The organism is Acinetobacter sp. YH12098 (assembly GCF_013419235.1).
GTDB classification, from domain to species: domain Bacteria; phylum Pseudomonadota; class Gammaproteobacteria; order Pseudomonadales; family Moraxellaceae; genus Acinetobacter; species Acinetobacter amyesii.
The window spans coordinates 66,323-77,033 of the sequence record NZ_VPAO01000016.1; the positions used below are offsets into that span (position 1 = coordinate 66,323).

General features: G+C 44.6%; 7 protein-coding genes and 2 pseudogenes. 3 read left to right on the forward strand and 6 right to left on the reverse strand.

Translation table 11 applies throughout. From position 1 onward, the window contains the following. Positions 1–27: 27 nt before the first annotated feature. Entirely contained in the window at positions 28–849 is an 822-nt protein-coding gene (dapB, locus tag FTU38_RS06990) for a 4-hydroxy-tetrahydrodipicolinate reductase (protein ID WP_078194102.1), read from the reverse strand. A 198-nt stretch (positions 850–1,047) separates the two neighbouring features. On the opposite strand from dapB, the gene FTU38_RS06995 reads away from it, so the two are divergent. Beyond that, positions 1,048–2,691 (forward strand): PglL family O-oligosaccharyltransferase, encoded by a 1,644-nt coding sequence (locus tag FTU38_RS06995; protein WP_180110861.1) that lies wholly within the window; start codon positions 1,048–1,050, stop codon positions 2,689–2,691. Between the two features lie 84 nt (positions 2,692–2,775). Here FTU38_RS06995 and dnaJ read toward each other — a convergent pair whose 3' ends face one another. The 4 genes and pseudogenes from dnaJ to FTU38_RS17020 form a co-directional block, all read right to left on the reverse strand. After that, on the reverse strand, positions 2,776–3,894 hold the full coding sequence (gene dnaJ / locus FTU38_RS07000; protein ID WP_111885156.1) for a molecular chaperone DnaJ: 1,119 nt from the start codon (positions 3,892–3,894) through the stop codon (positions 2,776–2,778). A 106-nt stretch (positions 3,895–4,000) separates the two neighbouring features. Beyond that, positions 4,001–4,378 carry a hypothetical protein gene (locus FTU38_RS07005; RefSeq protein WP_180003650.1) on the reverse strand — a complete coding sequence of 126 codons (378 nt, stop codon included), beginning with the start codon at positions 4,376–4,378 and terminating at the stop codon, positions 4,001–4,003. Between the two features lie 133 nt (positions 4,379–4,511). After that, positions 4,512–5,954: pseudogene (locus FTU38_RS17015) on the reverse strand (efflux RND transporter permease subunit); the annotation flags it as partial. Further along, positions 5,952–6,779: pseudogene (locus tag FTU38_RS17020) on the reverse strand (efflux RND transporter periplasmic adaptor subunit); the annotation flags it as partial. The pseudogenes FTU38_RS17015 and FTU38_RS17020, both read right to left, overlap by 3 nt. A 151-nt stretch (positions 6,780–6,930) precedes the next feature. Between FTU38_RS17020 and FTU38_RS07015 the strand changes: the two are divergent. After that, entirely contained in the window at positions 6,931–7,554 is a 624-nt protein-coding gene (locus tag FTU38_RS07015) for a TetR/AcrR family transcriptional regulator (protein WP_180110863.1), read from the forward strand. A 153-nt stretch (positions 7,555–7,707) separates the two neighbouring features. Further along, positions 7,708–10,392, forward strand: coding sequence for a phosphoenolpyruvate carboxylase (gene ppc, locus FTU38_RS07020; RefSeq protein ID WP_180110864.1), 2,685 nt, complete (start codon positions 7,708–7,710; stop codon positions 10,390–10,392). 100 nt (positions 10,393–10,492) lie between these two features. On the opposite strand, the gene FTU38_RS07025 is transcribed toward ppc, so the two are convergent. After that, positions 10,493–10,711 (reverse strand): zinc ribbon domain-containing protein (locus FTU38_RS07025; RefSeq protein WP_180059732.1); only part of this gene is annotated, 219 nt, incomplete at its 5' end.

Consider the following 10,711-nt stretch of genomic DNA (forward strand, 5'->3'; position numbering starts at 1 on the left):
GTTGTTATAACGGATTTTAACGCGCTTTTATACGTCAATATCGTTAAAACCCAGTACATCTTTCATATCGTACTTACGTGCTTCACGACCAACTACCCATGCAGCTGCACGTACTGCACCAGAGGCAAAGTTCATACGGTTAGTCGCTTTATGGGTAATTTCAACACGTTCGCCATCCGCAATAAACATCGCAGTATGTTCACCAACAATGTCACCACCACGAATCGTTTGGAAGCCAATGGTTTGACGTTCACGTGGACCCGTATGCCCTTCACGGCAATACACAGCATCTTGTTTTAGGTCACGTCCTAAAGCACCGGCAATGGCTTCGCCCCACATTAGCGCTGTACCTGATGGTGCATCAACTTTATGACGATGATGGGCTTCAATCACTTCAATATCTACAGTATCGCCAAATACTTTTGATGCCAATTCAAGAAGTTTGATTGAAACGTTTACACCGACAGAATAGTTCGCTGCATAGACCACAGGGGTTTCTGTTGCTGTTTCATCGAGATAAGCTTTTTGCTCATCATTCATACCTGTGGTACCAATGACAATCGCAACGCCTGCTTCACGGCAAAGTTTAAGATGCTGTGCCGTTGCTGCAGGTGCAGTAAAGTCGATCACGACATCACAATCTTTTAAAACTTCAGCAAGGTTACCAACAACCTTTACGCCAACCGCGCCAATCCCTGCAAGTTCACCAGCATCCGCACCGACCAAGCTACTTTCAGGACGTTCTACCGCAGCAGCCAATTGATAGCCAGCTTGCTGAACCGCTTGAATTAAGATGCGTCCCATACGACCGCCTGCGCCCAAGATACCAATACGTGGAGCTGCTGACATAACATTTTCCTAATGTTGATTCGAAATTGGTCTTACTATATCAAAACTCCATGCACAGGCTAAGTTACAAACAAAAAAATCCTGCATTTTCTGGAGTCATTGTGCAAATCAACTTCTACGACAGACGCTGACTATTCCCTCACCAAGTTTAGGCATTTTCACGGTATGATAGGCGCGTTCTATTGATCTTGAATATTCATGAAAACCCTATTGTATCTTTGTGCGGCAGTCTGTATTGCACTGGCATGGCTGATTCCGATTCATTACCGACCTTGGGCCACGTATACCGGTGAGCTTTATACCTTCTTTGCCCTGTTTGCCTTAGCGGCAACCTTCTTTAAAGAAAAGCTCATGGTGGCAAAAATTTCCTTGCCCCTGTTGCTCTTAGCGCTGATTCCCTTCGTCCAATTGGCTTTTGGGCAGGTGTATTATTTTAGTATTGCCTTACTCTGTATGCTGTTTGTGTTCAGCTTCTGGCTATGTATCAATCTTGGTTTCAGCCTCTCGCAAGGTACGGAAAAACGCGAAAAAACCTTCCTATACCTGAGCTATACCTTTGTTGCTTCGGGGGTCATGACCGGACTCATCGCAATATGTCAGTGGCTAGATTTTGACTCGTTTCTTCCTTTTGTGATGAAAATTAGTGGAACTACGCGCCCATTTGCAAACTTTGCTCAGCCGAATAACATGGCCACGTTTCTGCTCATGTCCTTGTTAGCCTGCTTATATGTATATGAACAGCAAAAAGTTAAAACCCGCTATTTGGTCGCTTGTGCAATTCCTATTTTAATTGGGGTCGTGCTCAGCCAATCTCGCACCTCTTGGGTGGCAAGTATCTGTGTCCTAGTCTATTTGGCTTATGCACAGTACAAAGATTATATCCGTCTTCGCTGGTTTTACAGCTTGGCCTGGTTTATCGGCTTTGTGGCACTGATTGTATTGATGCCAAAATTAAGTCAAATCATGAGCCAAATATCCGACATGAATATTCAAGAAAGTCGTGACGTAGCTGAACGTGCTGGTGGAGATATGTCTCGTTTAGCCATTTGGCAACAAATGGCGCATGCCGTAGCTGCACAGCCTTGGTTTGGCTATGGTTGGCATCAAACCAGTAGCGCTTTTGTCTCGATCTCTGACACGGTGCAAGGGCCTGTTTGGATTCGTAGCTCACACAATTTTATTTTGGATTTCTTATTGTGGAATGGCGCCATTATTGGTGTGCCGTTCTTGGCCTATTTCGCCTATTGGGGCATTCAATTACAGAAGTTAGCCAAGTCTGCATTATCTGTGATTGGCCTATTGATGGTCGGTGTCTTCGTTATTCATGCCATGTTGGAGTTTCCGCAAAACTACGCATATTTCTTACTGCCTGCGGGTTTTATTATCGGGGTTCTTCAAGCAGCGAAGCCACAGACGGCTACTTTGAGCCTGTCTCCGTGGTTTATCCGCATTGTTTTCGTGATTGGCGCTGTGCTGATTACGGTGATTTATCGTGATTATGCCAATGCAGCGATTCAGCTGGGTCAGGCATCAAAATATGAAAAAACACCGGAGAAAATCACCAACCATGCGCCGATCTATTTACTCACGGAATTTAGACATCGGGTAGCGATTATTCGTTTAAATCCATATTCCATCGTTTCTGAACAAACCATTCAGGATACTGAAAAATTGGTTCGCAGCTATCCAGCGAAATACCACATCATTAAATATGCACGTTTATTGGCATTTAATGGTCGTGAGGCTGAAGCACGTCATCAGCTACAGCGTCTTAAAAATATCTATAGGCTCGACATGAGCTATGAGAGTTTATTACCGCCTACAGCACAGCCGAAACCTTAAAACGCTCAATAAAAAAGCCTGCAATTATGCAGGCTTTTTTATACCTGAGTTCACATCACAGCGAACTCAAGCAAATCATTTCAATTAATCAAACAAACGGTCGAAGAATGATTTTTTCTTCGGAGATGATTTATTGTCATCGCCATCCATCGTGTCTTGTAACTCTTTCAACAATTCACGTTGACGAGCCGTTAAGTTCACAGGCGTTTCCACCACGATACGGCAGAGTAAGTCACCGGTCATGCTGGTACGTACAGGCTTCACACCTTTACCACGTAAGCGGAACAATTTACCAGTTTGAGTCCCTTCAGGTACTTTCAAGCTCACACGACCATCGAGTGTCGGAATTTGAATTTCTTTACCCAATGCAGCATCTGCAATGCTTACAGGCACATCCATATATAGGTCAGCGCCATCACGTTGGAAGATTTCGTGTTCACGTACCACCACTTCTACATATAAGTCGCCTGCTTGGCCATCACGGATCGCCTCGCCTTTGCCACTTAAACGTACGCGGTCGCCATTGTCCACACCTGCAGGAATGGTCACCTCTAAAGTTTGCTGACGGTCAGAAACCCCTGAACCATGACATTTATTACATGGGTTCTTAATGATTTTACCTTGACCACGACAGGTGCTACAGGTTTGCTGCACAGAGAAGAAGCCCTGTTGCATACGCACTTGACCGGCACCATGACAGGTTTTACAGGTTTCAACGTCATTCGGATTTTTAGATCCTTTACCATCACAGGCATCACATGGCGCTGGCGCAGTAAAGGTAATGGTTTTTTTCACGCCCTTCACAGCTTCCTCAAGGGTAAGCTCCATAACATAGCGTAAGTCTGAACCACGGCGTGCACGTTGCTGACCACCACGGCCACCACCGCCAAATGCGCCACCGAATATGTCACCAAACTGACTAAAGATATCTTCTGCGCTAAAACCGCCACCGAAGCCACCGCCGCCGCCCATGCCGCCTTCAAAAGCTTGATGTCCCATACGGTCATACATACTACGTTTTTCGCTGTCCGATAAAACTTCATATGCTTCTGCAGCTTCTTTGAATTTTTCTTCAGCTTCTGGGTTATCTGGATTACGGTCAGGGTGATACTTCATCGCCAACTTACGGTAGGCTTTTTTAATTTCATCATCACTTGCGGTTTTAGATACACCTAAAACCTCATAATAATCACGTTTAGCCATGTCTGGCGATGCTCCTCACGGAATTTAATTTAATACTTAACTGTGGTCTGAAATTGGGGAATCAAACCATTTTTTCAAGGGGTAGGCAGGAAAAAAATAAATCGACTTAGAAAACAGCCTTATTTTTAACGAATTTGGATAGACCTTGGATCCATGCATTTAATAGATACAAAAAGGCAATCGAAGAAAAGATCACACCAATTACCGTGCATGCAGTCACCCAAAGATAGGTGTCCCAATAATAGAAAAATAAAGGAATAAACCACAGTGCGGCAAAAATGGCCATCATGGAATAAATCACGACGGTGCGCATGACCCAAAGCGCTTGGGCTTGTAGCCAAACTTCTGTAGAATCGATTTGAGTCACTTTGCGTGCAAAACCGTAGGCAAATACACCACTAATCAGGGTAAATAAAGCGAAAAACATGAAGACATAAGAAATCGCAATATAACGGCGATACTTAGCTAAACTCTCTGCTGTCATCTGTGATTCAACCCCGTACACCACAATATGCCGCGCTGCACTTGTGGTAGTTTTACTTTTTAAAAATGTCTTTGTAGATCAGGTGCTACTATAGAGAAAAATTCAATATTTCGCACCCAATATTATGACACTTTTAAGGATTCTGCTGAGTTTTTTTCACTTTAAACCACTGTGCATATAGCGCAGGTAAAAAGAACAAGGTCAGCAGGGTCGCCACGATCAATCCACCCATAATCGCCACGGCCATTGGACCGAAGAAAATACTGCGAGAAAGTGGAATCATCGCCAATACAGCGGCCAATGCAGTCAACACAATGGGACGGCAACGACGTACCGTCGCATTGATAATCGCATCCCAAGCCGACTCCCCGGACTGAATATCTTGTTCAATCTGATCAATCAAAATCAGTGAATTGCGCATAATCATTCCTGACAGTGCAATCGTGCCGAGCATTGCCACAAAACCAAAGGGTTTATTGAACAATAACAGGAATAACACCACGCCAATAATGCCCAAAGGTGCAGTTAAAAATACGATCATCGCCCGTGACATGCTACGTAGTTGAATCATCAACAAAGTCATGACAACTGCGAGAAATAATGGCATGCCTGCATTTACAGAAGTTTGGCCTCGTGCTGACTCTTCCACAGTGCCGCCTACTTCGAGTAGATAACCATTCGGCATCTCTGCACGTAACTGATCAAATGAATCTTTTAACTCACCCACCACCGTTGCAGGTTGCAATTTACTGCGAATATCCGCGCGCACAGTAATGGTCGGTAAACGGTTACGATGCCAAATCAAACCTTCTTCAAAGCTATACTCAATTTTCGCAATCTGCGCCAATGGCACTGAACCACCATTGCTGGTCGGTACAGCCAAACTGCTGAGAGAACCGACATCCAATCGCTCCGCTTGATCACCACGCATCCGAATTTCAATCAGCTCTCGTTTCTCACGATACTGATTAATCACCGCACCACTGATTGAACTATTCAGGAAATTGGACAGATCTAGACTGGAAACCCCCATTTGACGTGCGCGATCTTGGTCGATGTCCAGTTTAATGACTTTGCTTGGTTCACCCCAATCCAAATGCACATTGGTGGTGTTCGGGTTTTCACTGACTTTTGCAGACACGCGTTGTGCCCACTCACGCACTAAGCTTAGATCTTCACCCGACACGCGGAACTGCAATGGATAACCCACAGGTGGCCCATTTTCTAAAAGTGAAACCCGTGTACGTACTTCAGGTAAAAGCTTACGGATTTCTTCTGCTAATGACTGGCGGATCTCATTGCGATCATCTAAAGATGAAGCCAATACCACAAACTGAGCAAAACTGGCTTGGGGTAACTGCTGATCTAGAGGTAAATAAAACCGCGGTGAACCTGTCCCCACATAAGCCACAAAATTATCAATGCCCTGTTTTTTTGACAAGAACGCTTCGACTTTTTTTACGGCCGCTTCTGTGGCTTTCAGTGATGCACCTTCCTCAAGCTTTAAATCCACTAAAATTTCAGCACGGTTTGACGGTGGGAAAAACTGCTGTGGTACGGTTTTAAACATTAAAAATACCCGTGCACTTTGCCCCAGTTGAATGGCGCTATTGCCTTCACGTAATGCCACTTTGACACTATAAGTACGAGACTGATCGGCAGCAGGACTAATTTCACGTACATAGCCTGCAAATTTTTCCTGTGGTTTCGACCACAAGGTAACCCATGCATCCTGCCCTGTTTTAATTTCAGTAACCGCTTGTTCAGGCACACCAATGACCACGTCACGTTCACCTGCTATCGCCAATTGAAATGCCGGTTGTCCTGCTGCAATCACTTGACCAATCTCAATATTACGCTCAGTAATGACCCCATTTTTATTGGCAATTAATTGGTTATAACCGGTCTGATTACGACTCACATCATAATTGGATTGCGCTTGCTTTAAATTCGACTGTGCTGCTTTATATTGGTTTTCCACCGCATCGTACTGCGAACGACTCACAGCATTGACTGGCAATAATTGCTTAAAGCGCTTTAATTCATCTTCAGCAATTTGCGCTGCGGAACGTGCGCTTTCAAGCTGTGCTTGCGCAGCATTGAGTTGTAATTGTGCATCTTTGACGTCTAATTTTGCCAAGACTTGCCCGACTCGGACTTGGTCTCCAACATCGACATAGCGCTCAGTGATTTGACCGCCAACCCGAAACGCTAAAGCTGTTTGCTGGCGTGCTTGTACATCACCCGCATAACTTTTTTGTTCAAAATGTGTGGCGCCTGGCTGAGTCACCATCACAAATGGCACTTCCTGTTCCGTTTGGGCTTTATCCTTGCTGCATCCCCATAAGGCCACACTGCAAACGATAATCATGCTGACAACTGTGATCTTAATCGTACTCATGAAGTTCGCTCTTAATAAAAAGTCTTTTTTAGGGCAGAATATTATTCAATTAATTTGGTTATTTTTTAATTAATAAACCATACGGTACATTAATTAGATTAATTATCCTAAATCAATGACCTTTTCGCCTTTTTTGGAATTTTTTCAGCAAATGAATGTCGGCCGCCCGAAAGACTTAGAAAAACGACAACGGATTTTAGAGTCTGCAAAACAATTATTTTTAGAAATGGGCTATCACGGTTGCAGCATGAATCAGATTGCGCAACATGCAGGGGTCACCAAACTGACGGTCTATAACCATTTTCAGGACAAAGCCACCTTATTTACCAGTGCGATTGAAGACACCTGTGAATATATTTTGAATACCCGCCCGCGACATCTGCACAGCGAAAGTCATTTTATGCAGGCTTTCGTTGAAATTTGTGAGTTGGGGCTGAACATCATGAATTTGCCAGAAGCCATTAAACTGGACTTATTACTTTTGGAGTTGGCTGCCGAACACAGTCCCTTGGTGGAACAGTTTTTCCGTGCCTCACATTTAAAAATGCGCCAAGTCTGGGAAAACTTTTTTCAAGACGCAGCAGCTTTAAATTTCATTCAGCAGGATCACCCTGCCCGACAAACTGAACTGATTGTGTCGCTACTGATGGGACTACGCCATCAAGAAGTCTTATTGGGCATGCGCCCAGTACCTGAAACAGCAGAGCGACAGGCCATTATTCACTCTGCCATCGACATCTTTATGCTGAAATATCAACTCGGCACACAGAGCTAAGCATTTTCTGAAATATTTCAAGGCTAAACTGAAACAAATGGCATAGCTACTGCTCATTTACCTAGAAAAGTCATCCGACTTTTGTCTGTACCCCCCTTTTGCCACAGCACTTTCGGGGTATAGTCGAGACAGGAATACGCGGAGAAATAACAAATGATTCAACAAATTGATGCTCCATTACGTGAAGACGTGCGCTTACTGGGCAATTTATTAGGTGAAACCCTAAAGCAGCATGCAGGACAAGATTTGTTTAATCAAGTAGAGCAAATTCGTGCTTTGTCTAAAGGCGCGCGCGATGGACAAGTTGAAGCTGAAAAACAGTTAGAACAATTATTTTTAAATTTAAAAGATGAAGAAATTCTGCCACTGACCCGTGCATTTACGCACTTTCTCAACTTTGCCAATATTGCCGAACAGTACAATGTTGTGCGTAGCCGTCGCCAAAGTGAGTTTGATGAGCAGGCACCCTCACCGAATCCACTGGATCATTTATTTGAAAAATTTAAAAGCAATAACATCAGTGCAGAACAACTGTTCCAACAAATCTGTGAATTAAAAATTGAACTGGTCCTGACTGCACATCCAACTGAAGTCAGCCGCCGTACCTTGATCCAGAAATATGATGGGATTAATGATTGCCTGTTTAAAATGGATCAACAAAAACTTACGCCACGCGAACGCAAAGCCGTACTGGATGATTTAAAACAACTGATTTGCTCGGCATGGCAAACGGATGAAATTCGTCAACATCGCCCGACGCCTGTCGACGAAGCCAAATGGGGCTTCACGACCATTGAACAGACCCTGTGGAATGCTGTACCCAAATTCATGCGTGAATTGGATGGCATGGTTCAAGATCATTGTGGCAAGACCTTGCCTTTAAATGTTGCCCCTGTGCGCTTTGCATCATGGATGGGAGGTGACCGTGATGGCAACCCAAACGTCACCCATAACATTACTCAAGAAGTGCTGTGGCTTTCACGTTGGAAAGCTGCCGACCTGTATTTACGCGATATCGAAGACCTGCGCTGGGAACTTTCGATTCAAGAATGCAGCAAAGAGCTTAGTGATGCCTTGGGTCATTTCCACCCTGAACCGTATCGTGAATATCTACGTGATGCACGTGAACGCCTCAAAGCCACTCGTCACTGGTTGGCACTGAAACTCCGTGGCGAAGATGCGGACGATAGCCAAGTCATTAAAAGCCGCCATGAGTTGCTTGATCCACTGTTGGTTTGCTATCGCTCTCTGATTGACAGCGGTTTACCTGAAATTGCCAATGGTCAGTTACTCGACTTTATTCATCGAGTGAATTGTTTCGGTATCGAATTACTCAAACTCGATATTCGCCAAGAGTCGACTCGTCATCGCCAAGCAATTTCAGCAATAACTGAATACTTAGGTTTGGGTAATTTTGAAACGTGGACAGAACAAGCGCGTCAAAACTTCTTAATTCAGGAACTACAAAGTAAGCGCCCGCTGCTACCTAAGTTTTTGAATGAACCTAAACAAAGTCTGATTGAACATCCTGATGTACAAGAAGTTTTAGCCACGATGCGTACCCTAGCCGAACAACCTGCTGAAAGTTTAGGTGCTTATATTATTTCGATGGCAGAGCATCCAAGTGATGTTTTGGCTGTGTTATTACTCCAAAAAGAAGCAGGTATTAAGCAAGCCCTGCGTGTGGTTCCGCTATTTGAAACCCTGAAAGATTTGGATGGTGCAGCCCGTACCATGAATACCCTATTTAATATGCATTGGTATAAGCAGCATATTCAGGGTAAACACGAAGTGATGATTGGCTATTCAGACTCAGCCAAAGATGCGGGCTTTATGTCGGCAAACTGGGCGCAGTATCGTGCACAGGAAGAATTAACCGCAGTTGCGAAAAAACATGATGTACAACTGACATTATTCCATGGCCGTGGCGGTTCAATCAGCCGTGGTGGTGCGCCGACACAGCAAGCCCTATTTTCACAGCCACCAGGTTCGATTTCAGGGGCGATCCGTGTCACAGAACAAGGGGAAATGATTCGCTTCAAGTTTGGATTAGAAGGCATTGCCTTACAAAACTTGGAAATTTACACCGCTGCGACCTTAGAAGCGACCTTATTGCCACCGCCTGAACCGAAACAGGAATGGCGTCAGCTCATGCACAGCATGACGGATCTGTCGGTACAGGTGTATCGTCAAACCGTGCGTGAAAATCCGCATTTTGTAAAATACCTACGGACTGTAACGCCAGAACTGGAACTACAAATGTTACCGCTCGGCTCACGCCCAGCCAAACGTAAAGTTAGCGGTGGGATTGAGTCATTACGTGCGATTCCTTGGGTGTTCGCATGGACGCAAATCCGTTTGATGCTTCCTGCTTGGCTCGGTACTGGTGCTGCGATTAATCAAGTGATTGATCAAGGTCAAAAGCAGACACTCGAAGAAATGTTAGAGCAATGGCCGTATTTCCAAACCCTGATTGATATGTTGGAAATGGTCTTGTCCAAAGCCGATGGTCATGTGGCGCTGTATTATGAGTCTCATCTGACTGATGACGCAGACCTCAAACAGTTGGGCGAAGAGTTACGTCAGCGTTTACGTGATGCGGTACAAACGCTATTAGCACTCAAAGGTGAATCGAAATTACTCAGCAGTAACGATGTGCTCGACCAATCCATGAAGGTGCGTAAGCCTTATTTATTGCCGCTACATTTACTACAAGCCGAACTGATGAAACGCCGCCGTGCATACCTTGCCGAGCGTCAAGCTGAAAATACCCCAGTCGACCATGCGTTGATGGTTAGCATCGCGGGTATTGCGGCAGGTTTGCGTAACACTGGCTAAATCTTCCAAGTTTTCAAAAAGCACACAGAACTGTGTGCTTTTTTTTTGACCAGTCATATTGGTTTTAATTTATTTTGGAATATTTGACATCCTCCCCCCCTTAAAAGAGGGTGATTCCTACAGCTAGACGCTTATGCCCAAGCGCAAGAATGTTTAGAGCTGAGTTTATATCTCGATCATGAGCTGTACCATAGCTCATGCACTCCCATTCTCTTATTCCAAGATCTGTCTTACCTTTTGGACTACTTGAGGTGATCTCACCGCAGCACGAACAGATTTGGGTGGTATAGGCTTCTTGGACTTCTTCAAACAATACGCC